Source organism: Cellulomonas sp. NPDC055163, from assembly GCF_053607065.1.
This window is the reverse complement of the sequence record NZ_JBSGSU010000008.1, coordinates 156,315-179,060: the sequence shown is the minus strand read 5'-3', so window position 1 is coordinate 179,060 and position 22,746 is coordinate 156,315. Positions and strand designations below refer to the sequence as shown.

At 76.7% G+C, this 22,746-nt stretch carries 17 protein-coding genes; 10 read left to right on the top strand and 7 right to left on the bottom strand.

Annotated elements, in window-relative coordinates; all coding sequences use genetic code 11:
• The first annotated feature begins 209 nt into the window (after positions 1-209).
• The 3 genes from ACWFNE_RS16965 to ACWFNE_RS16955 all read left to right on the top strand — a co-directional run bounded on the left by ACWFNE_RS16965 (position 210) and on the right by ACWFNE_RS16955 (position 5,467).
• Complete coding sequence (locus ACWFNE_RS16965) at positions 210-1,946, top strand: ABC transporter ATP-binding protein (RefSeq protein ID WP_452123593.1); 1,737 nt, start codon at positions 210-212, stop codon at positions 1,944-1,946.
• The gene (locus tag ACWFNE_RS16960) at positions 1,943-3,910 is read left to right on the top strand and encodes an ABC transporter ATP-binding protein (protein WP_452123592.1); all 1,968 of its coding nucleotides are present in this window, start codon (positions 1,943-1,945) and stop codon (positions 3,908-3,910) included. The genes ACWFNE_RS16965 and ACWFNE_RS16960 overlap by 4 nt, the downstream gene beginning before the upstream one ends.
• 108 nt (positions 3,911-4,018) lie before the next feature.
• Complete coding sequence (locus ACWFNE_RS16955; RefSeq protein ID WP_452123591.1) at positions 4,019-5,467, top strand: MFS transporter; 1,449 nt, start codon at positions 4,019-4,021, stop codon at positions 5,465-5,467.
• Here ACWFNE_RS16955 and ACWFNE_RS16950 read toward each other — a convergent pair.
• Positions 5,416-5,931 (bottom strand): hypothetical protein, encoded by a 516-nt coding sequence (locus tag ACWFNE_RS16950; protein ID WP_452123590.1) that lies wholly within the window; start codon positions 5,929-5,931, stop codon positions 5,416-5,418. The two genes, ACWFNE_RS16955 and ACWFNE_RS16950, sit on opposite strands and share 52 nt — an antisense overlap.
• Before the next feature lie 82 nt (positions 5,932-6,013).
• Between ACWFNE_RS16950 and ACWFNE_RS16945 the strand changes: the two genes are divergently transcribed.
• Positions 6,014-6,853 carry a TrmH family RNA methyltransferase gene (locus ACWFNE_RS16945; RefSeq protein ID WP_452123589.1) on the top strand — a complete coding sequence of 280 codons (840 nt, stop codon included), beginning with the start codon at positions 6,014-6,016 and terminating at the stop codon, positions 6,851-6,853.
• Positions 6,854-6,989: 136 nt separating this feature from the next.
• Here ACWFNE_RS16945 and ACWFNE_RS16940 read toward each other — a convergent pair whose 3' ends face one another.
• The gene (locus ACWFNE_RS16940) at positions 6,990-7,241 is read right to left on the bottom strand and encodes a hypothetical protein (RefSeq protein WP_452123588.1); all 252 of its coding nucleotides are present in this window, start codon (positions 7,239-7,241) and stop codon (positions 6,990-6,992) included.
• Positions 7,242-7,432: 191 nt separating this feature from the next.
• On the opposite strand from ACWFNE_RS16940, the gene ACWFNE_RS16935 reads away from it, so the two are divergent.
• Both ACWFNE_RS16935 and ACWFNE_RS16930 read left to right on the top strand, forming a co-directional pair.
• Complete coding sequence (locus ACWFNE_RS16935) at positions 7,433-7,633, top strand: hypothetical protein (RefSeq protein ID WP_452123587.1); 201 nt, start codon at positions 7,433-7,435, stop codon at positions 7,631-7,633.
• 229 nt (positions 7,634-7,862) lie between these two features.
• Positions 7,863-9,056, top strand: a complete 1,194-nt coding sequence (locus tag ACWFNE_RS16930) for a class I SAM-dependent methyltransferase (protein ID WP_452123586.1) — start codon at positions 7,863-7,865, stop codon at positions 9,054-9,056.
• A gap of 20 nt (positions 9,057-9,076) precedes the next feature.
• Here ACWFNE_RS16930 and ACWFNE_RS16925 read toward each other — a convergent pair whose 3' ends face one another.
• From ACWFNE_RS16925 to ACWFNE_RS16910, 4 genes are all read right to left on the bottom strand, one after another.
• Positions 9,077-12,121 carry a BTAD domain-containing putative transcriptional regulator gene (locus tag ACWFNE_RS16925; RefSeq protein WP_452123585.1) on the bottom strand — a complete coding sequence of 1,015 codons (3,045 nt, stop codon included), beginning with the start codon at positions 12,119-12,121 and terminating at the stop codon, positions 9,077-9,079.
• Positions 12,122-12,279: 158 nt separating this feature from the next.
• Entirely contained in the window at positions 12,280-13,038 is a 759-nt protein-coding gene (locus ACWFNE_RS16920) for a GNAT family N-acetyltransferase (protein WP_452123584.1), read from the bottom strand.
• On the bottom strand, positions 13,035-13,610 hold the full coding sequence (locus tag ACWFNE_RS16915; RefSeq protein ID WP_452123583.1) for a YbaK/EbsC family protein: 576 nt from the start codon (positions 13,608-13,610) through the stop codon (positions 13,035-13,037). Before ACWFNE_RS16915 ends, ACWFNE_RS16920 begins: the two co-directional genes overlap by 4 nt.
• A 246-nt stretch (positions 13,611-13,856) precedes the next feature.
• Positions 13,857-14,594 carry a hypothetical protein gene (locus ACWFNE_RS16910; RefSeq protein WP_452123582.1) on the bottom strand — a complete coding sequence of 246 codons (738 nt, stop codon included), beginning with the start codon at positions 14,592-14,594 and terminating at the stop codon, positions 13,857-13,859.
• A 785-nt stretch (positions 14,595-15,379) separates the two neighbouring features.
• Between ACWFNE_RS16910 and ACWFNE_RS16905 the strand changes: the two genes are divergently transcribed.
• From ACWFNE_RS16905 to ACWFNE_RS16890, 4 genes are read left to right on the top strand one after another with little or no spacing between them, the layout of a single operon-like run.
• Complete coding sequence (locus tag ACWFNE_RS16905) at positions 15,380-16,270, top strand: hypothetical protein (RefSeq protein WP_452123581.1); 891 nt, start codon at positions 15,380-15,382, stop codon at positions 16,268-16,270.
• Positions 16,267-17,886, top strand: coding sequence for a Y-family DNA polymerase (locus ACWFNE_RS16900; protein ID WP_452123580.1), 1,620 nt, complete (start codon positions 16,267-16,269; stop codon positions 17,884-17,886). Before ACWFNE_RS16905 ends, ACWFNE_RS16900 begins: the two co-directional genes overlap by 4 nt.
• A 38-nt stretch (positions 17,887-17,924) precedes the next feature.
• Entirely contained in the window at positions 17,925-21,452 is a 3,528-nt protein-coding gene (locus tag ACWFNE_RS16895) for an error-prone DNA polymerase (protein WP_452123579.1), read from the top strand.
• 48 nt (positions 21,453-21,500) lie between these two features.
• Entirely contained in the window at positions 21,501-22,448 is a 948-nt protein-coding gene (locus ACWFNE_RS16890) for a dihydrodipicolinate synthase family protein (RefSeq protein WP_452123578.1), read from the top strand.
• Between the two features lie 6 nt (positions 22,449-22,454).
• Here ACWFNE_RS16890 and ACWFNE_RS16885 read toward each other — a convergent pair whose 3' ends face one another.
• Positions 22,455-22,616 carry a hypothetical protein gene (locus tag ACWFNE_RS16885; RefSeq protein ID WP_452123577.1) on the bottom strand — a complete coding sequence of 54 codons (162 nt, stop codon included), beginning with the start codon at positions 22,614-22,616 and terminating at the stop codon, positions 22,455-22,457.
• Positions 22,617-22,746 lie beyond the last annotated feature (130 nt).

Below are 22,746 nucleotides of genomic sequence, written 5' to 3'. Positions count from 1 at the left end.
CCACGAAAGGGCCCGCCCAGAAAAAGGCCGCGGGGGGGGGGGGGGCCCCGTTCTCGGAGGAGGTGCCCCCGGGGGGGGGGGGACGGGGGGGGGGGGGGGGGGGGGGGGGGGGACAGGGGGCCGGGCCCCCCCCCCGACCCGTGTCTGCTCTGAGCCGAACACCCCGCAACTCGCTTGACCGTCCCTGACCAGCGGCGAAAGATGCACGGGTGCTCGTCCGACTCATCCGGCAGTACCTCGCCCCCTACCGGGGCGCCGTCGTGGCCGTGCTCGTGCTCCAGCTCGTCCAGACGCTCGCGACGCTGTACCTGCCGAGCCTCAACGCGCAGATCATCGACGACGGCGTCGCGCGCGGCGACACCGCCTACATCCTGCGCGTCGGCGGGGTGATGCTCGGGGTGTCGCTCCTGCAGATCGTGTGCGCGGTCGCCGCGGTGTACGTCGGGTCGCGCACCGCGATGGCGTTCGGCCGCGACGTGCGCGGCGCGCTGTTCACGCACGTGCAGGAGTTCTCGGCGCGCGAGGTCGGGCGGATCGGGGCGCCCTCGCTCATCACGCGCACGACGAACGACGTGCAGCAGGTCCAGATGCTCGTGCTGCTGAGCTTCACGATGATGGTGACCGCGCCCATCATGCTCGTCGGCGGCGTGATCATGGCGCTGCAGGAGGACGTCACCCTGTCGTGGCTGCTCGTCGTCGTCGTCCCCGTCCTGGGCGTGACGGTCGGGCTGATCATCTCGCGGATGGTCCCGTGGTTCCGGACCATGCAGAAGCGCATCGACATGATCAACCGGGTCCTGCGCGAGCAGATCACGGGCATCCGGGTCGTGCGGGCGTTCGTGCGCGAGCGGCGCGAGTCGGAGCGGTTCGCGGTCGCGAGCACCGAGCTGTACACCGCGTCGCTGCGCGTCGGCCAGCTGATGGCGCTCATGTTCCCGGTCGTGATGCTCGTGATGAACGCGTCGAGCGTCGCGGTGCTGTGGTTCGGCGCGCAGCGCATCGACGCCGGCCAGATGCAGATCGGGTCGCTCACGGCGTTCCTCAGCTACCTCATGTACATCCTCATGGCCGTGATGATGTCCACGATGATGTTCGTCATGGTGCCCCGCGCCGTGGTGTCGGCCGAGCGCATCGAGGAGGTCCTCGACACCGAGACGTCGGTGGTCCCGCCCGCCACGCCGCGCACCCCGGACCCCGGCCGGCGCGGGCACCTCGAGCTGCGCGGCGCCGAGTTCCGCTACCCGGGCGCCGAGAACGCCGTGGTGCGCGGGGTCGACCTCGTCGCCGAGCCGGGCCGCACGACGGCGATCATCGGCTCGACGGGCGCCGGCAAGACGACCCTGCTCAACCTCGTGCCGAGGCTCGCCGACGTGACGGCCGGGGCGGTGCTCGTCGACGGCGTCGACGTGCGGGAGCTCGACCCCGAGACGCTGTGGACCGCGATCGGGCTCGTGCCGCAGAAGCCGTACCTGTTCAGCGGCACCGTCGCCTCGAACCTGCGGTACGGGAGGCCGGACGCGACCGACGAGGAGCTGTGGCACGCGCTCGACGTCGCGCAGGCGCGGGACTTCGTCGAGGCGATGCCCGAGCGGCTCGACGCCCCGATCGCGCAGGGCGGCACCAACGTCTCGGGCGGCCAGCGCCAGCGGCTCGCGATCGCCCGGGCGCTCGTGCGCCGGCCGGAGATCTACCTGTTCGACGACTCGTTCTCGGCGCTCGACTTCGCGACGGACGCGGCGCTGCGCGCCGCGCTGGTCCCCGAGACCCGCGACGCGACCGTCGTGATCGTCGCCCAGCGGGTCGCGACGATCCGGCACGCCGACCGCATCGTCGTCCTGGAGGACGGCGAGGTCGTCGCGAGCGGGACGCACCCCGAGCTGCTCGAGTCCTCGCAGACGTACCGCGAGATCGTGTACTCCCAGATCAGCGAGGAGGAGGCCGCATGACCGCCGCCGCACCCGCCCGTCCGGCGCACGCGCCCGCGCAGCGCGGGCACGGCCCGATGGGCTCGATGGGGATGCCCGGCGAGAAGTCCGTCAACTTCCGCGGGTCGAGCCGCCGCCTGCTGCAGGTGCTGCGGCCCGAGCGGGCGTGGCTCGCGGTCATCGTCGTGCTCGGCGTCGTGTCGGTCGCGCTCGTGGTGACCGGGCCCTGGCTGCTCGGCCGCGCGACCGACGTCATCTTCGACGGCGTCCTCGGGCGCCAGCTCCCGGCGGGCGTCTCGCAGGCGCAGGCCGTCGAGGGGCTGCGGGCCCAGGGTCAGGACCAGCTCGCCGAGCTCGTGAGCGGCACGGGCGCCGTGCCCGGGGTCGGGATCGACTTCGCGGCCCTGCGCGGGATCCTCCTGCTCGTGCTCGCCGTCTACGTCGGGTCGTTCCTGTTCGGCTGGCTGCAGGCGCGCCTGACGACGGGCGTCGTCCAGCGCACGGTCTACACGATGCGCGAGGAGGTCGAGGCCAAGCTCTCGCGCCTGCCGCTGTCCTACTTCGACCGCCAGCAGCGCGGCGAGGTGCTCAGCCGCGTCACGAACGACATCGACAACGTCGGCCAGACGATGCAGCAGACGCTCTCGCAGCTCATCACGTCGGTGCTCACCGTGGTCGGCGTGCTCGTCATGATGTTCTGGATCTCGCCGCTGCTCGCGCTCGTCGCGCTCGTCACCGTGCCCGTGTCCGTCGTGGTCACCGCACAGATCGCGAAGCGCTCGAAGCCGCAGTTCGTGGCGCAGTGGGCCGCGACCGGGCGGCTCAACGCGCACATCGAGGAGATGTACACGGGCCACGCGCTCGTCAAGGTGTTCGGGCGCCAGCGCGAGGCCGTCGAGACGTTCCGCGCGCAGAACGCCGAGCTCTACGACGCGAGCTTCAAGGCCCAGTTCATCTCCGGCACGATCATGCCTGCGATGGGCTTCCTCGCGAACCTCAACTACGTGATCGTCGCCGTGGTCGGCGGGCTGCGGGTCGCGTCGGGGGCGATCTCGCTCGGCGACGTCCAGGCGTTCATCCAGTACTCGCGCCAGTTCACGCAGCCGCTCACGCAGATCGCCTCGATGATGAACCTCCTGCAGTCGGGCGTCGCGTCCGCCGAGCGGGTCTTCGAGCTGCTCGACGCGGACGAGCAGAGCCCGGACCCGACCGAGCCCGCCCAGGTCGCCGCGCCGGTGCGCGGGCGGGTCGCGTTCGAGGACGTGTCGTTCCGGTACGACGCCGACACCCCGCTCATCGAGCGCCTCTCGCTCGTCGCCGAGCCCGGGCAGACCATCGCGATCGTCGGGCCGACCGGCGCGGGCAAGACGACGCTCGTCAACCTGCTCATGCGGTTCTACGAGGTCGACTCGGGGCGCATCACCCTCGACGGCGTCGACACCGCGAGCATGACGCGCGACGGCCTGCGCTCGCAGATCGGGATGGTGCTGCAGGACACGTGGCTGTTCGGCGGGACGATCGCCGCGAACATCACCTACGGCGCCGACGACGTGACGCCCGAGCAGATGGTCGCGGCAGCCGAGGCCACGCACGTCGACCGCTTCGTGCGCACGCTGCCCGACGGCTACGAGACGGTGATCGACGACGAGGGCGGCAACGTCAGCGCGGGGGAGAAGCAGCTCCTGACGATCGCGCGCGCGTTCCTCGCCGACCCCGCGATCCTCGTGCTCGACGAGGCGACGTCCTCGGTCGACACCCGCACCGAGGTGCTCGTGCAGCAGGCGATGGGGGTGCTGCGGGCCGGGCGCACGTCGTTCGTCATCGCGCACCGGCTCTCGACGATCCGCGACGCCGACGTGATCCTCGTCATGGAGCACGGGTCGATCGTCGAGCAGGGCAACCACGCGGACCTGCTCTCGGCCGGCGGGGCCTACGCACGGCTGTACGCGAGCCAGTTCGCCGCGGCGGTCGCGTCGGCCGACTGAGGGCTGCGCGCGGCTGGGGCGCTCCGGCGAGGGCGCTCCGGCGAGGGTGCGCGGTGCGCGGGACCTCCGTCGCGGGCAGGTGTCACTGGTGCCACCTAGGCTCGTCCGGTGACGACTGCGCCCACCCGCCCCGCCCGTGTCGAGCCGGTCCGGCTGCGGCGGGACCGGCTGACCTGGAGCCTCTACGGCTACTTCGTGGTGTGGGGCTGGTTCCTCTACAGCTTCAACCCCGCGGTCCCGCTGCTCGGGCGCGAGCTCGGGATCAGCAAGGCCCAGGCCGGTCTGCACGGCACCGCGCTCGCCGTCGGCGCCGTGCTCGCCGCGCTCGCGACACCGCGGCTCCTGCCCCGGTACGGGCGCCGGACGACGCTCGTCGGGGCGGGCGCCGTCATCGCGCTCGGGACCGCGGTGCTCGTGACCGGCCCGGGGTTCGCGTGGACGCTCTCGGGCGTGCTCGTCATGGCGCTCGGCGCCAACGTCGCGATCAGCGCCGGGCAGGCCGGCCTCGTGCTGCACCACCGGGGCACGAGCTCGGCGGCGGTGACCGAGGCGAACGGCGTGGGCTCGACGGTCGGCCTGCTCGGGCCGCTCGCCGTCGGGGCGTGCGTCGCCGTGGCCTGGGGGTGGCGCCCGGCCGTCGCGGTGACCGGGCTGCTCGCGGTCGCCACGGCCGTCGTCGTGGGCTTCCTGCCGCGCCGCGGGGTCATGGCGCACCCCGCGGAGGGCGCCGGGGTGGCCGCGGACGCACCTGCGGCCGGCGCGGCGTCGGGCTCCGCCGCCGCGCGGGCCGTGGTCGCGGCTCCGCCGGAGGTGCCGCCCGCCGCGGCGGGCCGCCCGGTCGTCGACGACGCGCAGGCGCGGGCGACGCCGGACCGGGACGCCGCGCGCGCCGCACAGCCCGGAGCGGCCCGCGCCTCGTGGTGGTACCTCGTGGCCGTCGTCGCGACGCTCGGGGTCGAGAACGCCACCACCTTCTGGTCCGCCGACCTCATCACGGAGCAGACCGGGGCCCCCGCCGGGATCGCGACGGCCGCAACCGCCGGTCTCGTCGCGGGCATGTCGGTCATCCGGTTCGTCGTCGGCCCCCTCTCGCTGCGGATCGAGCCCGCCACGCTGCTCGCGTGCTCGTTCCTGCTCGCCATCGTCGGCTGGGCGGTGCTGTGGACCGCGAGCGACCCGGCCGTCGCGCTCACCGGGCTCGTCATCGCCGGCTTCGGGTACGGCGCGCAGTACCCGCTGTCGATCGCGCTGCTGCTCTCGACCGCCGGCGGCGCCGCCGACCGCGCGCAGTCCCGGGCGACGTTCGCCGGGGGAGCCGCGATCGGCGTCGCACCGTTCGTGCTCGGGGCGCTCGCGGACGCGTTCGGCGCGCACACGGCGTTCGTGCTCGTGCCCGTCATGGCCCTCGTCGGTGCGTTCGCGGCGTTCGCCGGGCCGCGCGTCGCGCGGGGGTCCGGTCGCGGCGCGCGCGGTGGTGCACCAGCAGGCTCGGTGCGCGCCGAGGGTCAGGAGGGGCGGTCCGCCCTCTCGACCACCGGCAGCTCGGGCCACCAGTAGCCGGGGACCAGGGACTCCGGACCGTCCGGCTCTGTCACCACCGCCAGCCGGATCGGCTCGGTGCTCCTGACCTGGAGGAACAGGTCGTCACGCACGATCCCGGACCCGTCGCGGACCGCCGTCAGCGGCTCCTGGGTGAGGCGCGAGCGCCTGCCGGTCGGGTACGACCCCAGGTCCGTCCCCTCCCGGTCGGCCGGCGACAGCGTGATGCCGTACCGGTTCTCGAGCGCTTGCCACGTCGCGTCGGCGTCGTACGTCGGCTGGCCCCAGCGTGGCGCGATCCAGCCCACCCCCGCGACCAGGGTCGCCACGAGTCCGATCACGCCGGCCGCGATCCGGTCTGGGTGGTCGCGGTGCGGCAGCTCGCGCGCGAGCACCACCACCGAGACGAGCGCGACCATCGACGCGACCAGGCACACCTCGCGCAGGTACGGGACGGTGAGGACACCGTCGACTCCGGGCACGTGCCCTCCTCTCGTCCGCGCGGACGATACCGGGTCCCCGCCGGCGGCACGGCCGCGCCCTCCGAGGCGGGATGATGGGGTGGTGCCGACGCCCGACCTCGTGACGCTGACCGACCCCACGGACCCCCGGCTCGCCGACTACGTCTCGCTGACCGACGTCGCGCTGCGCTCGCGGCACGAGCCCGAGAAGGGCCTCTACATCGCGGAGAGCTCGACCGTGCTGCGCCGCGCGCTCGCCGCCGGGCACCGCCCCCGCTCGGTGCTCGTCGCGCCCCGCTGGCTGCCCGACCTCCAGGAGATGCTCGCGAGCCTGCCCGACGACGGCACCGCCGTCCCCGTCTACGTCGCCGAGCCCGACGTGCTCGAGGCGATCACTGGCTTCCACGTGCACCGCGGTGCGCTCGCCGCGATGCACCGGCCCCCGCTGCCCGCGCTCCACGACCTGCTCGCCGGCGCCCGGGGCGGTGCGGGGGCGCGCCGGGTCGCGGTGCTCGAGGACGTCGTCGACCACACGAACGTCGGGGCGGCGTTCCGCAGCGCCGCAGCACTGGGCGTCGACGCGGTGCTCGTCACGCCGCGCTGCGCCGACCCGCTCTACCGGCGCAGCGTCCGCGTCTCGATGGGCACGGTGTTCCAGGTGCCGTGGACGCGGATCGACCCGTGGCCGGGTGGCATGGAGCTCCTGCACGACGAGGGCTTCGTGACCGTGGCGCTCGCGCTGCGCGACGACGCCGTGACGCTCGACGAGCTCGCCGCCGACCCGCCCGAGCGGCTCGCGCTCATCCTCGGCGCCGAGGGGGACGGGCTCAAGGCCGAGACGATCGCGTCCGCGCGGCGGACCGTGCGGATCCCGATGGCGGGCGGGGTGGACTCGCTCAACGTCGCGGCGGCGGGCGCCGTGGCGTTCTGGGCGACGCGCTGACGGCGGAGGCCGCGACGCGCTGACGCACGGCGCGGGGGGAGCTGACGCATGTGTGCGGCCGGACGCGTGCTCTGGCACGGGAGCGCCAGGCTCGCGGTTGCAGCGCGCGGGTCGAGGGCGCGCACCGCCGACGCGGTCAGACCGAGCACTCGCAGACGAGGTTGAACTCGACGACCTGGTCGCCCTCGTCGGGCCGGGCCCACGCCTCGGCCTCGGCGCGTGAGCCGAACCGCCGACCGGCGAGGCGACCGTTCGCGAGCAGCACGCCCACCTCGATCTGCTCGCGCGGGTCGTCCAGGTCGACGGCGGGTGAGTCGGAGGCGGTGTCCGTGACGACTCCGTCCGCGACGACTCCGCCCGTGACGGCGGTGTCCGTGGGGGTGCTCATCGTGCCGACCTCCGCTCGGTCCGGGGGTGCGGCGTGACAGGAGCCCGCACGTCCCCAGTATGCGCCGCCCGCCGGCACGAGCTCGGGTCGGTCCGGGACCGCCGAACGGAGTCGTGCGCGGACGTGCCGCCCGCCGTCGGTACGAGCAACCCGGACGTGCCGACGAGCGACGGCGCGGCAGCCCGGCGACGATGGGCGAGGTCGTCGGGGGCGTCGTCCCGCACCGCGCGCCCGTGGTGCGCTCATCCGTCGAGGAGGTCGTCGTGGTCGCGTTCAAGGCGCTGGTGTGCCGGGTCCTCGGGCACGACGCGATGAAGGTGCCGCGCGACGACGAGGGCGGCGGGTACGCGTACGAGTGCCGGCGGTGCGGAGCGGCGGGGATCCGTCCCTGACCCGGCGCCGGTCGCGTGGACGTGCGCTCCCACGGCGTCCGTCACGACAGGGCTCCGAGGCCCGGCTGCACGACCGGGCTGCACGACGCGGGCTGCGCGAGCCGGCTGCGTGAGCCGGCCGCGAGGGACGCCTGGGCTGCTGCGAGCCCGCTGCGAGCAGCGTGCGAGCCGGCGCCGCGACGCTCGACGGGAACGGCCCCGCAGGAGGGCCCGTCACGAGAGCACCCCGATGACCAGCACCACGACGACCGGCACCGCGACGACCGGCACCGCGACGACGCACGCGCCGCAGCCCACCGCCACGGCACCCACCGCCCCGACCGACCTGATGACCCCCGTCCCCGCGGACGCCCCCGCGGCAGCGTTCGCCGACCGGGTCCTGGCCGCCGCGCTCGGCAGCCTCGAGCTCACCGCGATCCACCTCGGCGAGCGCCTCGGGTGGTACCGGGCGCTCGCGGACGACGGCCCGTTGACGTCCACCGAGCTCGCCGTCCTGACCGGCACGGTCGAGCGGTACGCCCGGGAGTGGCTCGAGCAGCAGGCGGTGAACGGGTACCTCGAGGCGCTCGACGGGCCGCACGTCGACGCGTCGCACCGCCGGTTCCGCCTGCACGCGGGCGCCGCCGAGGTCCTCACCGACGTCGACAGCCTCGCGCACGTCGCCCCGCTGGCGCGGCTGCTCGCCGGGACGGGGCGCGTCGTCGACCGCCTCGTCGAGGTGTACCGCACGGGCGGCGGCGTCGGCTGGGAGGAGCTCGGGGCGGACGCGCGCGAGGCGCAGGCGGCGTTGAACCGGCCGATGTTCCTGCACGTGCTCGCCCAGGAGCTGCTGCCCGCGGTGCCGGCGCTGCACGGACGGCTGACGGGCGGCGCGACCGTCGCCGACGTCGGCTGCGGTGAGGGGTGGTCCGCGATCGGGCTCGCCCGCGGGTACCCGGGCGTGCGCGTCGACGGGTACGACGTCGACGCGCCCTCCGTCGCCGCGGCGCGCCGGCACGCGGCGACGGCGGACGTCACCGACCGCGTGACGTTCACGCACGTCGACGCCGCGGCGGCCGGCGACGGGACCGTCGGCCGGTACGACGTCGTGACCGCGTACGAGTGCGTGCACGACATGGCGGACCCCGTCGCGGTCCTCGCGGCGATGCGGCGGATGGTCGCGGACGACGGGTACGTGCTCGTGGTCGACGAGAACGCCGCCGAGGAGTTCGCCGCTCCGGCGGGTCCCGTCGAGCGGCTGCTCTACGGGTTCTCCCTGGTGTGCTGCCTGCCTGACGGGCTGAGCACCGACGGCGGGGCCGGGACCGGCACCGTCATGCGGCCCACGGTGCTCGCGGGGTACGCGTCGCGGGCGGGGTTCTCCCGCGTCGAGGTGCTCCCCGTCGAGCACGACCTGTTCCGCTTCTACCGCCTGCACCTCTGAGGTCGTCCGGCACCAGGACGTCACCCCGCACGCAGCCGGCGCGTGGCGTCGAGGGCCGCGCGGGCAGCGGACTCGACGTCGCGCGCGGCGCCCGTCCGCAGCCCGTCCGCGAGCCGGGCGTCACCCAGGGCACCGGCGAGCTGCTCGTGCGCGTGTGCGAGCCGCTCGCCCTCGGCACCGAACGTGGCGGAGACGTCCGCCCCGGCGACCGCGCCGAGCAGCTCGGCCGCCGCGTCGGGGGCGTCGAGCCGGAGGAGCAGGCCCACCAGGTTCCGGAGGGTCGTGAGCAGGTGCGTCCGGTCGCCGCGCTCGAGCCACCGCACGACGACGTCCTCGAACGCGACGAGCGCCCCGCGCGCCTCGCCGTGGCGGCCCTGCACGCTCGTGGCGGACACGCGCGCGACCCCGCCGAGGTACCGGTTGCCCACCGCGTCGGCCAGCTCGACGGCCCTGCCGAGCGACCGGGCGGCGCGCTCGGGGTCGGCGTCGAGGTCGACCTCACCCTCGGCGTAGGCGAACCAGCCGAGCGCGGTGGGGGAGAGCGCCGACACCGACGCGTCGAGCAGCGCCCGGTGCCGCGTGAGCTCGGCGTGGGCGGCCGGACGGTCGCCCGCGTACGCGAGCGCGAGGCTCGTCGACGCGGCGGCGATCGCCGCGTAGTGCCCGTCCCCAGCGGTGAGCGCGAGCTCCCACAGGCGCGCCGCCTGCGCACGGCACTCCGTCAGCCGGCCGTCGTAGATCGCCGCGTCCGAGAGCACCTCGTGCGCCTGCATCCGGACGCGGTCGTCGACCCCGAGGCGCAGGGCCTGCTCGGCGCGCGCCTCCGCGGCGCGCAGCTCGCCCGCCTGGAGCAGCCGGGCGGCGACACCGGCGTGCGCGGCGGCGACCGCGGGGTCGTCACCGGCGAGGTGCGGCACGAGCCGCTGAGCCCAGCCGAGCACCTCGTCGTCGAGGGTCCCGACCGCGAACACGTGCAGCGACGTCGACAGCTCGCTCGCGACGCCCGGGGCGTGCTCGCGCGCCCACGCGTGCGCGGCGCGCAGCTCGGCGACGACCGACCTGAGCCGGGCGACCGCGGCGGCCTCACCGGGTCCTCGGAGCGCGGTGTCGCACGCTCCGGCGACCTCGGCGAAGTGACCGGCGTGCGCCTCGTGCGGCAGCGGCCGGCGGTCCGGTCCGGCGAGGACCGCCGCGCGGACCGTGTGCAGCATCCGGTAGCGTGTCCCAGGAGCCGGCTGCGGGTCGCCGGCCTGCGGTGCGCCCGGCTGCGGGAGCAGCAGCGAGCGGCGCACGAGCGCCTCGACGGTTCCGCGCCCGGCGCCGACGACCGCCGCGGAATCCGCCGCCTCGACCGGCCCGGCGAACACCGGCCACCGGCGCAGCGCCTCGCGCTCGGCCGGGTCTAGCAGCGCCTCCGACCACGCGATGACGGCGCCCAGGGAACGGTGGCGCTCGGGTCCGCCGCGGTGCGGGTGCCGCAGCGCGGCCGCGCCGCCGGAGCGTGCGGGAGCCGTGCCCGCACCTCGGTCCGCCGCCGGGGTCGTTCCCGCAGCCGGACCGGTGACCGCACCCGCGCCCCCGGCGGCCGCCGTGGTCCCCGGTGCGACCGGGTCGTCCGCGAGCATCGACGCGAGCTCCGCGAGGCTCACGCTCGCGGTGCGCGCGGCCGCCATCTCGATCGCGAGCGGCAGCCCGTCGAGCGCCTGCACGACGCGGTCCACGAGCGTCACGTCGAACGTCGCGTCGACCGGACCGGCCGCGCGGGCCCGGTCGAGGAAGAGGCGCCGCGCCGCCGGTCCGGCCGGCGTCGCCGTGGTGGTCAGCGGTGCGACGACGTGCACGTGCTCGCCCGGGACCCCGAGGCGCTCGCGGCTCGTCACCAGGACCCGGGCGCGCGAGCCCGCGAGCACACCCTCGACGAGCGCGGCGGCGGCGTCGAGCAGGTGCTCGCCGTTGTCGACGAGCACCAGCACGTCGAGGTCGCCGAGCCGGCGCAGCGCGGTCGTCGCCGGGCCCGCCTCGGCGCCGAGCCCGAGCGGCGCGAGCGCGGCGGACGGGAGCGCGGCCGCGTCGCGCACCGTGCCGAGCTCGACGACCCGCACGCCGGACCCGAACCCGTCGGCGACCCGGCGGGCGAGCTCGAGCGCGAGCCGGGTCTTGCCGACGCCGCCCGGACCGACGAGCGTGACGAGCCGCACGTCGGCGAGCAGCAGACGCAGCGCGGCGAGGTCGTCGTCGCGCCCGACCAGCGACGTCGGGGGCACGGGGACCGTCGTGCCGGCGGGACCGCGCGGTCCGCCGGTCGGGTGGTCCGGCGGGGCGGCACCGGGTGCAGGGGTCGTCGTCGGGAGCGCGGTCCGGACGCCCAGCGCCTCGTCGTGGGCCGCCCGCAGCCCGACGGAGGGCACGAGGCCGAGCTCGTCCAGCGCGTCGACGGCGCGGTGGAACGCGGTCGTGCCGTCCGCGGGGCGCCCGGCGGCGACGAGGGCGCGCACGAGGCCGGCCCAGGCCCGCTCGTCGGTCGGGCCGTCGGCCACGAGGGCCTCGGCGAGCGGCACCGCGTCGGCGCCCCGCCCCGCCGTCACGAGGTGGTCCACGAGCGCCCGGCGCGCCGCGGTGCGCCGCTCCTCGAGCCGGCGCGCCTCGGCGCGGACCCCCGGCAGGTCGGCGGCACCGCCGAACGCAGGACCGCGCCAGAGCCCGAGCGCGCGCTCGGTCAGCGTCACGGCCGTCGCCGGGTCGGCGTGCGCCGACTCGGCGAGCCACGCCTCGAACAGGGCGGCGTCGACCTGGCCGGCTCCGAGGTCGAGGACGTAGCCCCCGTCGTGCGCGTGCACGGTCACGTCGAGCGTGCGGCGCAGCCGCGAGACGTGGGTGTGCAGCGTGTGCGCGGCGCTCGGGGGAGGGTCGTCCGGCCACAGGGTGTCGACGAGCAGGTCCACGCCCACGGTCCGGCCGCGGTGCGCGACGAGGGCGGCGAGCAGCGCTCGCTGACGGGCGCCGGCGACCGCGACGGTCCCGTCGTCCGTGCGCACCACGAGGGGGCCGAGCACCCCGACGTCCATCTGGCCGATGCTACGGCGACCGGACGTGCGCTCAACCGGCGTCGCGGCGCGCGTTCGGGCCGCTCAGCCGAGCCGCAGGCTGAGCCGACCCGCAGGCTCAGCCCACCCGCACGCTGAGCCCACCCGCACGCTCAGCGACGCGCAGCCCAGCCGCACGCTCAGCCCAGCCGCACGCTCAGCTGCGAGCCGAGGTCGCGGTAGCCGAGCGACCGGGCGATGCGCTGGGACGGCTCGACGCGGGCGCGCCACTGCGGCAGGAGCCCGGCGTCGAGCGCGGCCGTCGTCGCGGCGCGGGCGACGAGCCGGCCGTACCCCAGGCCGCGGACCTCGGGTGCGCTGAGCACCGAGAGGTGCGCGACGTCCCCTGGCCAGGCGCGGAACCCCGCCGCGGCGACGACGGCCCCGGCGCGGCGCAGGACGAACGCCGGCGAGGTGAGCTCGGCGACGCCGCTCTCGTCGGCGTCGTCGGCCTCGACCCGGCTCAGGAGCGCACGCAGCTCGGCGCCCTGCGGGTCGAGCGCGACGACGTCGCGGAGGTCGGGGCGCACGTCGTCGGTGCGGTCCGCCCGCGGTGGGGCCGTGCGCAGCTCGACGGTGGTGAGGCTCGCGGCGTCGAGGTACGCGAGCCGCGCGGGGCCGAGCACGTCTGCCACGGGCAGGTGCGCGCGGACCACGCCGGCGTCGGTGCGCGAGCCCGCGGCGAGCCCCGTGAGGACCTGGACCCGCTCCGCGGTCGCGTCGTCAGGGGCAGTGACGAGCGCGGAGCCCTCGAGCTCGACGACGCCGACCCAGCCCGGCGGGCACAGCAGGGAGTCCGGGGCGACGGCCACGGTGACCCCGCCGTCGGTCGGGAACGCCGTCACCGACCCGGCGAGCACCTCCCACAGCCCACGGGCGCGATCGGTGGCACGCCTCACGCGAGCGCCAGGCCGTCGACGACCTCGACGCCGGGGGCGCTCCCGAGCAGGGCGCCCGGCAGGGCGATCTTGGAACCGCGCACACCGCTGCCGACCACCACGTACGGCCCGGCGTCGGGGTCCTCGGCGGCGACCCGGGCGTCGACGAGCACGCGGTAGCCCGCGGGCAGCCCGAGCGGGGTGATCCCGCCGTACTCCATCCCCGACTCGGCGGTCGCGCGGTCCGCAGGCAGGAACGAGGCCTTGCGCACGTCGAGCAGGCGCTTGACGGCGTTGTTGACGTCGGCGCGGGTCGTCGCGCGCACGACGGCCGCGGCGACCCGCTCGTCGCCCGCGCGGCGGCCGGCGACGAGCACGCAGTTGGCCGAGGCCGCGAGCGGGACGTCGTAGGCCCGCGTCATCGCGGCGGTGTCCGCGAGGTCCGGGTCGATCTGCGCGACGACGACCTGCTCCGCGACACGCTCGTCCTGCGCGGCCCACGCGGTGATCGCGGCGGCGGTGCCGGCGGCGACGAGCTCGGGGTGGTCGACGACCGGCCGCCAGGTCAGGGTTCCGAGGGTCAGCACGGGCATGGCGCCAGGGTAACGAGCGGTCGTCGGAGGGGCGGCGGGAACGGGCGGGCGGGACGTCAGCCCACGAGCCCCACGAGCTGCCGGTGGGCGGACAGCCCGCCGAGGTCACCGAGGTAGGTGGCGTCCTGCATCGGGCCGCCGGGCAGGCACAGCAGCGGCGGGCCGTCGCCGTGGAGCCGCGTGGAGCCGGTAGGACAGGACGGTGCCGTCGGCTGCGCGGACCGTGGGCATCAGCGCATCAGCGCATCACCGCGCCGCCGGGAGCCGGACGTGCACGAACCCGCCGTCGGCGCCGTCCAGGCGCCCACCGGCGCCGACGAGCTCCTGCGCGGTGTCGGCGAGCCGTTCGTAGGCGGCGGCCGCCTGCAGCAGCGTGGCCGCCCCGTCGGCCGCGTGCTGGAACGTCAGCACCTCCCGGGTCCGGACGAGTGCGCCGCCCGAGACGGCGTGGAGCCGCAGTGCGCTGCCGTGGGCGACGAGGTCGCGCGCGGACCCGACGCGGGCGGTGACGAGGGCCCATCGACCGTCCAGACCCACCGTCTGCCGGGACACCTCGGCGAGGACGTCACGGGGCAGGCCCGGGCCCGAGAGCTGCTCGGCCGGGGTCGCGCCCAGGCGGAGCACCGGCGTACCCGGCACGGCGTCGCAGTCGAGGACGTCCTCGCCCGGTGCCGCCGGCTCGTCGACGAGGCGCAGGCGCCACCCGGGCAGCGGCGGAGCCTCGACGCGCCCGGGCGTGGTGGGGGGCGTCGACCGGGCGCGCTGTCGTCGGGACGGCCGGACGGCCAGCAGGTGCCCGCTGCGCATCGGCTCGGTGAGCCGCCAGCCGGCGTCGTGCGCGCGGACGACCTCGGCCGCCAGGTCGCGCACGGCGGCGACGAGGGCCGGCAGGGAGGTGAGGGGGTCGAGCTGCCAGTGGTGCCGGATCTCGTAGGACGACCCGGTCCACGGCGAGGGCGGTCGACGTGCGTCGTGGGTGCTCATGGCGGCTCCTGGCGGACGGTCCACGCGCACGGTGGGTGAGGGACAGCAGGTGTCCGGCCGGCACCGTGCCGGGGTCGTCCGTGAGGTCGGGCCGACGGGGTGGTCCCAGGGCGGGAGGTCCAGCGCCGACCGGCTCCATGCTGGCACACCCGGGCGGTCAGCGGCCCGGTCGGGGGGCCCGCTCGGGCGGTGATCGTCGCGCTCGCGGAGAGTCACCCGTTCGGCCCAGCGCCGGGCGGAGGGGGCCGGAGCGGGAGTGCGGCCGTCGCCGGGGAGAGGCGTTCCTCACGTCGCCGCCGCCTGTACGCCTCCCGGGGGACCGGATTGACACGCCCGTCGCGTCAGCGTGTACTAGCGGTATCGAACACATGTTCGAACGTTCTGTGGGTGGCTCGCAGGGCGAGATGGGCCGGCTGTGCCCCAGAGCACCGAGACGGGGAGGGAACGTGCCGGGCGTGGGGACGCGTGAGGAGAAGGCCGCGCTGGCGCGTGCCGTGCTCGCTCACGCCGAACAGCGCACGGGTGCCCGCAGCGTGGTGCGCGGGGTCAGCCGGACCGGTGCCGCCGGGACCGTCGGCGACGGCGACGGCGTGCGGCGGGGGGCAGGCGCGGCCGGTGGCGCCGGTGCACGTGCAGGGCAGGGGGCTGCCGGGTGGGCGGGGGGCAGCACGACCGGGTGGGGGCCCGGTCGTGGCGGGGGAGTGACGGGGGCACCAGGCCCGGCAGGGGGAACGAGCGCCTCAGCGGCGCCGTCCGGGCCTGGTGCTCCCGTCACCCGAGGCGGCGTGGACCCGGCGTCCGGCGACGTGCGGGCAGCCGCGTGGACGCCGGCTGCGGGTGCGTCGCACGGTCCCGTCGCGGTGCGCGACGACGCACCGGCTGCGGTGCGCGACGACGCACCGGGCGCGGGGCCGGACGCCCTGCTCCACGCCGCGCCGAACGCGGTGCACGGCGCCGGCGCCCACGTCCCCGTCGCCCGCCGCACCTCGCTGCTGACGACCGAGCGCCCCGCGCTGCCGGTCCCCGCCGAGCTGACCACGCTGCTGCCCGACGGCCTGCGCCGCGGCGGGACCGTCACGGTGCTCGGCTCGACGTCGCTGCTCCTCGCACTGCTCGCCTCGGCCTGCGCGGGAGGGGCGTGGGCCGCGCTGGTCGGGCAGCCGACCGCGGGCCTGCTCGCCGCCGCCGAGGCCGGAGTCGCGCTCGACCGGCTCGCGGTCGTCCCCGCACCCGGGCTCGACGCGCCCACGGTCGTCGCCGCGCTCCTCGACGGCGTCGACGTCGTCCTCGTGGGACCCGAGGCTGCGCTCACCGACGCCGACCGGCGCCGGCTCGCCGCCCGGGCGCGCGAGCGCGGGTCGGTGCTGCTCACGAGCGCGCCGTGGCCCGGCGCCCACGTCGTGCTGACCGCCGAGCAGGGCCGGTGGAGCGGGGTCGGGGCGGGCGACGGGCGGCTGCGCACGCACGAGCTGCGCGTCGTGCGGACCGGGCGCGGCTCGGCGGCGGTCCCCGCGACCGTCGACCTCGCGCTCCCGCTGGGCCGCCCCGCGCCGGCCCTCGTCGAGCCGCGCGCGCGCGTCACCGCCGCCTCGCTGGCCCCCGCGCCCGTCGCGCCGGCGTCCGAGGTGGCGGCGGCCGAGGGCGCGCCCGCCGCGACGCTGAGGCTCGTCGGATGAGCACCCGCACGACCGTCCTGTGGGTGCCCGACTGGCCCGTGCTCGCCGCGGTCCGGGCCGGGCAGGTCCCGCCGCACCTGCCCGCCGCGGTGCACGACGCGCGCCGCGTCACGGCGGCCTCGGCGCTCGCTCGGTCGCAGGGCGTGCGCCGCGGCATGCGCCGGCGTCAGGCCCAGGGCTGCTGCCCCGAGCTCGTGCTGCTCCCCGTCGACGAGGGCCGCGACGTGCGGCTGTTCGAGCCGGTCGTGGCCGCCGCCGAGACGGTCGTCGCCGGGCTCGAGGTCGCCCGCGCGGGGCTCCTGCTGCTGCCCGCGGGTGGTGCGAGCCGCTACCACGGCTCCGAGGACGCGCTCGCGGAGCGGCTCGTCACGGCGGTCGCCGAGCGCACCGGGCACGAGGCGCACGTGGGCACCGCCGACGGGCTGCTCGCCGCCGTGCTCGCCGCCCGCAGCGGGAGCACCGTCCCGCCCGGCGGGTCGCGCGCGTTCCTCGGGCCGCTCGGCGTCGGGGAGCTCGTGCACGCCGCGGTGCAGGACGGCGCCGCCGAGGAGGTCACCGCGTTCGTCGACCTGCTGCTGCGGCTCGGCCTGCGCACGCTCGGGGACCTCGCGACGCTGCCGTCGGCGGACGTGCACGCGCGGTTCGGGCGGACCGGGGTCTGGGCGCACACGCTCGCGCGCGGCGCCGACGACCGCCCGCCCGCGCGCCGTCGCCCCGAGACGGACCTCGAGGTCGCGTGCGAGCTCGACCCGCCCGCCGAGCGCGTCGACGCCGCGACGTTCGCGGGGCGCCGGCTCGCCGAGGAGCTCCACGCGCTGCTGCTCGAGCACTCCGTGACGTGCGGGCGGCTGCAGATCGTGGCCCGCACCGACGCCGGCGAGGAGCTCGCGCGCACGTGGCGCACCGACCTCGGCGGGCTCGGCGGGCTCACCGCGGCGCGCATCACCGACCGCGTGCGCTGGCAGCTCGAGGGCTGGCTCACGACCGGGGCGCTCGCGGGCCGGCCGGGCCGGCGCGCGCGCGACCTGACCGCGGACGACCCGGCGCCGGCTGCCCTCGTGCACCTGACGATCGCGGCGCAGGACGTCGCCCCCGCGGGTGCCGAGCAGGGCCGGCTGTGGGGCGGGCCGTCCGGCGGGGACCTGCGCGCGCACCGGGCGCTGGACCGCGTGCAGGGGCTCATCGGCGGCGACGGCGTGCTCACGGTGGCCCTCCAGGGCGGGCGCGACCTGCGCGACCAGGTGCACCTGCGTCCGTGGGGCGACCAGACGGCGGCCCCGCGCCCGGCGGACCGCCCGTGGCCCGGGCGGCTGCCCGAGCCCGCGCCCGCGACCGTGCTGACCGAGCCGCAGCCCGTCGACGTGCGCGACGCGGCGGGCACGCACGTGCGGCTCGACGAGCGTGCGGTCCTCAGCGGGGAGCCCGCGACGGTGCGCTGGCCCGGGGAGGACCCGCGGGCCGTCGCGGGCTGGGCCGGGCCGTGGCCGCTCGCGGACCGGTGGTGGACCGGGGTGGTCCGGGTGCGCTCGCACGTGCAGGCGACGCTCGACGACGGGCGCGCGGTGCTGCTCGCGTGCACGGACGGCGTGTGGACGTGCGAGGCGACGTACGACTGAGTGGCACCGACAGGACCGACGAGGGAGGGGGACGCACGATGACGGGGACGGGACGGTCCGCGCGCTACGCCGAGCTGCACGCGCACTCCGCGTTCAGCTTCCTCGACGGCGCGAGCCAGCCCGAGGAGCTCGCGTACGAGGCCGCCCGCCTCGGCCTGTCCGCGCTCGCGCTCACCGACCACGACGGGCTCTACGGCGTCGTCCGGTTCGCGCAGGCGGCCCGGGTCGTCGGGCTCCCCACGGTGTTCGGCGCCGAGCTGCACCTGCCCGTGCCCGGCGGGACGCCCGGGGCGGGCTCCGGCACGACGCCAGGGCGCCCGCGCCCCGGACCCGACGTGCTCGACCCTCCGACCGGCGTGCCCGACCCCCGCGCGACGCACCTGCCCGTGCTCGCGCGCGGCGCCGACGGCTACCGCGCGCTGTCCCGGGCCATCGCGACCGCGCACCTCGCGACCGGGACCAAGGGCGCCGCGCACTACACGCTCGAGGGGCTCGCCGAGCAGGCCGCCGGGCAGTGGCTCGTGCTCACCGGGTGCCGCAAGGGCGCGGTGCGGCGCGCGCTGACCGGGCGCGCGGGCGCCGGACCCGTGACGCCCGAGGGCTTCGTCACCGCCCGCGCCGAGGTCGACCGGCTCGTCGCGCTGTTCGGTCACGACAACGTCGCGGTCGAGGTCACCGACACGGGCGACCCGTTCGACTCCGAGCTCGCGGACGCGCTCGCGGCCCTCGCCGCCGCGGGCGACCTGCCGCTCGTCGCGACCGGGAACGTGCACTACGCGACCCCGCGCGACGCCGACCTGGCCGCCGCGCTCGCCGCGGTGCGCGCCCGCTCGTCGATGGAGGACCTCGACGGCTGGCTGCCGGGCGCCCCGACCGCGCACCTGCGCTCGGCGCGCGAGATGCTCATGCGCCACCGCCGCCACCCGGACGCGGTGCGCACGGCCGCGGACCTCGGGCTCGAGTGCGCGTTCGACCTGTCGCTCGTCGCCCCGAACCTGCCGCCGTACCCGGTGCCCGCGGGGCACACCGAGGCGACCTGGCTGCGCGAGCTCGTCCGGCGCGGTGCGCGCGAGCTCTACGGGCCGCCCGAGGCCGAGACGGTGCCCGGCGCCTACGCGCAGATCGAGCACGAGCTGCGCGTCATCGAGGACCTCGGCTTCCCGGGCTACTTCCTCGTCGTGTACGACCTCGTCGACTTCTGCCGCCGCAACGGGATCCTCGCGCAGGGCCGCGGCTCGGCCGCGAACTCGGCGGTCTGCTACGCGCTGCGCGTCACGGCCGTCGACGCGGTCAAGCACGGGCTGCTGTTCGAGCGCTTCCTGGCCCCGGAGCGCGACGGTCCGCCGGACATCGACGTCGACATCGAGTCGGGCCGCCGCGAGGAGGTCATCCAGTACGTCTACGCGGCGCACGGGCGCACGCACGCCGCGCAGGTCGCCAACGTCATCGGCTACCGCCCGCGCTCGGCGGTGCGCGACGCCGCACGTGCGCTCGGCTACGACGCGGGGCAGCAGGACGCGTGGAGCAAGAGCATCGAGCGGTGGGGGAGCCTGCGGGGCCCGGACCGCGGGCTCCCGTGGTGGCAGGGCGCGGCGCCGGTGGCCGCGACGCCCGACCACGGACCGGCGGCGGTTCCCGGCCAGGCGCCCCGCCCGGTGTCCCGCCCCGTCGTCCCCGACCACCGCGTGCACGACACCGACCGCGCCGTCGGCGAGCCGACCAAGGACCGTCACGACGTCGTCCCCGCGCACCTGCCGCCCGCCGCGAGCGACCTCGACGAGATCCCCGAGCACGTCGTCGACCTCGCGGAGCGGTTCCTGCGGCTCCCGCGCCACCTCGGCATCCACTCGGGCGGCATGGTCATGTGCGACCGGCCGGTCATCGAGGTGTGCCCCGTCGAGTGGGCGCGGATGCCCGGGCGCACGGTGCTGCAGTGGGACAAGGACGACTGCGCCGACGCCGGGCTGGTCAAGTTCGACCTGCTCGGCCTCGGGATGCTGACCGCGCTGCGCATCGGCTTCGACCAGGTGCGCGAGCACGAGGGCGTGCACGTCGAGCTGCACGGGCTCCCGCACGAGGACCCCGCGGTCTACGACCTGCTGTGCGCCGCCGACACCGTCGGGGTGTTCCAGGTGGAGTCGCGCGCGCAGATGGGCACCCTGCCGCGGCTCAAGCCCCGGAAGTTCTACGACATCGTCATCGAGGTCGCCCTGATCCGCCCCGGGCCCATCCAGGGCGGCTCGGTGCACCCGTACATCAACCGCTACAACGGCCGCGAGAAGGTCACATACCTGCACCCGCTGCTCGAGAAGTCGCTGTCCAAGACGCTCGGCGTCCCCCTGTTCCAGGAGCAGCTCATGCAGATGGCGATCGACGTCGCCGACTTCACGCCCGCCGAGGCCGACCAGCTGCGCCGGGCGATGGGCTCGAAGCGGTCGATCGAGCGCATGGAGGCGATGCGGGCGCGGCTCATGGCCGGGATGGAGGCCAACGGCATCCCGCCGGGCGTCCGCGAGCAGATCTACGACAAGCTCAAGGCGTTCGCCGACTTCGGCTTCCCCGAGTCGCACTCGTACTCGTTCGCGTTCCTCGTGTACGCGAGCTCGTGGCTCAAGGTGCACCACCCCGCGGCGTTCTACGCGGGGCTGCTGGCCGCGCAGCCGATGGGCTTCTACTCCCCGCAGTCGCTCGTCGCCGACGCGCGCCGGCACGGCGTCGAGGTGCTGCGGCCCGACGTGCAGCGCTCGGACGTCCAGGCGTGCGTCGAGCGCACGGCCCCGCCGCCTCCGGGCGGGGAGCCGCCGCTCGTCCCGACGCCGTCGGGCACCGCGGCCGTGGGTGCGCGCACACCGGCCGGGCGCACGCTCGTGGTGCGCATGGGGCTCGCGTCGGTGCGGGGCGTGGGGGAGGACGTCGCGGAGCGGCTCGTGACCGAGCGGCGCGAGCACGGGCCGTTCGCGGACCTGCGCGACCTCGCGCGGCGCGTGCGCCTGTCGACCGCGCAGCTCGAGGCGCTCGCGACGGGGGGCGCGCTCGGCAGCCTCGGGGCGACGCGGCGCGAGGCGCTGTGGGCCGCGGGGGCGCTCGCGCAGGAGAGCCCCGACACGCTGCCCGGCGTCAGCGTCGGGGTCAGCGCCCCGACGCTGCCCGGGATGAGCGACGTCGAGCTCGCCGTCGCCGACGTGTGGGCCACCGGGGTCTCGACCGACTCGTTCCCGACGCAGTTCGTGCGCGACGGTCTCGACTCCGCGGGGGTCCTGCGCGTCGAGCAGGCGTTCCGCCACGAGACGGGGCGCCGCGTCGCGGTCGCGGGCGTCATCACGCACCGCCAGCGACCCGGGACCGCCGGGGGCGTGACGTTCCTGTCGCTCGAGGACGAGACGGGGCTGCTCAACGTCATCTGCTCCGCGGGCCTCTGGCAGCGGTTCCGCAAGGTCGCGCGCACGTCACCGGCACTCGTCGTGCGCGGCCGTCTCGAGCGGGCCGACGGTGCGACGAACCTCCTCGCCGAGCACCTCGCGCCGCTGTCGCTGCGGGTCAGGTCCTCGTCGCGCGACTTCCACTGAGGCGGTATTCGCTCCTCGGCGAGGGGACCGCGTCGCTACGCTGCGCCGGTGCCGCTCCTCGGACCCCTCGTCGCCTACGTCCCCACCCCGCGCGGCGCCGACGGTGCGCTCGCCCCGGACGTCCTCGGGCGGCTCGTCGAGCGCGTCGTCGCGGCGGGTGCGAGCGGGGTGTGCGTCCTCGGCAGCGTCGGCGCGTTCGCCTACCTCGAGCCCGCGACGCGCCGCGCGGTCGTCGCGACGACGGTCGAGGCCGCCGCCGGGCGGGTGCCCGTGCTGGCCGGGGTCGGCGCGCTCGCGACGCGCGACGTCCTGACCCTCGTGCGCGACGCGCAGGACGCGGGGGCCGACGCGCTCCTGCTCCCGACGACCGCGTACCTGCCGCTGACCGACGACGAGGTCCTGGGCCTCGTGCGGGACGTGACCGAGGCCGCCGAGCGGCCGGTGTGGATCTACCACAACCCCGTCACCACGCGGTACGACTTCAGCGTCGAGGCGCTCCTGCGGGCCGCCGCGCTGCCGGGGGTGGGCGGGGTCAAGGACCGTGCGCCGGACCCCGGGGCGGTGCGCGCGCGTGCGGCCGCCGTCCTCGCCGGCGCCCCGGCGGGTGTCGAGGTCGGCTACAGCGGGGACGTGCTCGGCGTGCACGGGCTGCTCGCGGGCGCTCGCACCTGGCACTCGGCGCTCGCGGGCGTCCTGCCGGGTCCGTACGCCGCCGTCGCGCACCTCGCGGCGCAGCGGGACGAGGCGGGGGCGCTGGCACTCCTCGCGCACCTGGCGCCGCTCGTCGACCTCGTCATGCGTTCCGGCGGCCCGCGCGCGCTGCACGTCGTGGGTCAGCTGCTCGGCCTCCCGGTGGGTGACGTCCCTGCGCCGCTGCGGATGCCCGCGCCGGAGGTGCGCGCGGAGCTCGAGGCGGCGCTGGCGCTCGTGCTCGACCGCTTCGCGGACGGCGACGCGGACGGGGACGTCGGCCCGGACACCGCGCCGGCCCGCTGAGCGGGCTCAGTCGAACAGGCTGAACGCCCGCGCCAGGATCCGGAACGGGAACGTCAGCACCCGCACTACGAGCCCGGCGACCTCGACGGCCTCGACGGCGTCCGCGACGCCCTCGACACCCTTCTTCACGACGTCGCGCGTGCGACGTCGACCACGCGTGCGACGCACGGCTCACCTCCGGGGGACGACGCCGGACACCGTAGCGGTCCGCGGTGCCGTCGCGGTGCGCAGGGCCGCTGAGACCATCCTCTCGGCCGAACGGCGCGGCTGTGGCCCCAGGGGGTGCGGGTCTGCGGCA

What these genes read in the sequence shown, in the direction of transcription:
- ACWFNE_RS16960 (WP_452123592.1), top strand. Translation starts at nt 1,943, where the DNA reads ATGACCGCCGCCGCACCCGCCCGTCCGGCGCACGCGCCCGCGCAGCGC.
- ACWFNE_RS16940 (WP_452123588.1), bottom strand. Translation starts at nt 7,241, where the DNA reads ATGAGCACCCCCACGGACACCGCCGTCACGGGCGGAGTCGTCGCGGAC.
- ACWFNE_RS16935 (WP_452123587.1), top strand. Translation starts at nt 7,433, where the DNA reads ATGGGCGAGGTCGTCGGGGGCGTCGTCCCGCACCGCGCGCCCGTGGTG.
- ACWFNE_RS16930 (WP_452123586.1), top strand. Translation starts at nt 7,863, where the DNA reads ATGACCAGCACCACGACGACCGGCACCGCGACGACCGGCACCGCGACG.
- ACWFNE_RS16925 (WP_452123585.1), bottom strand. Translation starts at nt 12,121, where the DNA reads ATGGACGTCGGGGTGCTCGGCCCCCTCGTGGTGCGCACGGACGACGGG.
- ACWFNE_RS16915 (WP_452123583.1), bottom strand. Translation starts at nt 13,610, where the DNA reads ATGCCCGTGCTGACCCTCGGAACCCTGACCTGGCGGCCGGTCGTCGAC.
- ACWFNE_RS16910 (WP_452123582.1), bottom strand. Translation starts at nt 14,594, where the DNA reads ATGAGCACCCACGACGCACGTCGACCGCCCTCGCCGTGGACCGGGTCG.
- ACWFNE_RS16900 (WP_452123580.1), top strand. Translation starts at nt 16,267, where the DNA reads ATGAGCACCCGCACGACCGTCCTGTGGGTGCCCGACTGGCCCGTGCTC.
- ACWFNE_RS16895 (WP_452123579.1), top strand. Translation starts at nt 17,925, where the DNA reads ATGACGGGGACGGGACGGTCCGCGCGCTACGCCGAGCTGCACGCGCAC.